We start from the raw sequence: 600 nt of genomic DNA, 5'->3' as shown, positions 1-600 counted from the left end.
CAGCTCATTGGATTAATTGAGCCTTTATGGGAGGTTATCCCTCAAGGGTATGAGGCAGCCCGACTATTAGAAATATATAGCTATTCTCTTTGGAAAGAGGAGAAAGAAAACTGGTTAGAGGTATCCGAATATGCTGCAAAAATGTTTGATCAATTGAATATCTCTACTAATCGGGCTTCCATTGCTATTTTTTGGGTAAATCAAAAATTTCTTGAACACAAATACGACGAAGCTTTAACGATCTTTTTACAGGAACGAAAAACCATCGAAACAACTTTTGCTTATATTGACCCTTTAACAAGGCTTGACCTTGATTATCATGAAGCCATATTACATTTTGCTGTAGGCAGTTCTCAGTCAGCCATAAGGATCATGGAAAATGCGATCCTGTTTTCAAAGGAAAAAAAGGTCTTTTACCGTATAGAGGATTTATATCGACTTGCAGCCTGCGAGGGAATGCTTTCAAAGGATGAGAAGAAGAAAAACTTCTATTTAGAAAAGCTAAAACAATACGGGGAGTTCGCGGACAATAAGTTCTCTTTATATTTTTATAAGCTTTTCCATATCATGGCCCTCATCTCAGAAGAAAAGGAATATGAA

1 pseudogene is annotated in these 600 nt (G+C 36.7%); it reads left to right on the top strand.

From position 1 onward, the window contains the following. Positions 1–600, top strand: a pseudogene (locus tag KH400_RS20850) (XRE family transcriptional regulator); the annotation flags it as partial.

Origin of the sequence: Desertibacillus haloalkaliphilus (assembly GCF_019039105.1) — a bacterium.
GTDB classification, from domain to species: Bacteria; Bacillota; Bacilli; order Bacillales; family KJ1-10-99; genus Desertibacillus; species Desertibacillus haloalkaliphilus.
Note: the sequence above shows the minus strand (reverse complement) of the source record. Positions and strands in the feature narration are given on the sequence as shown.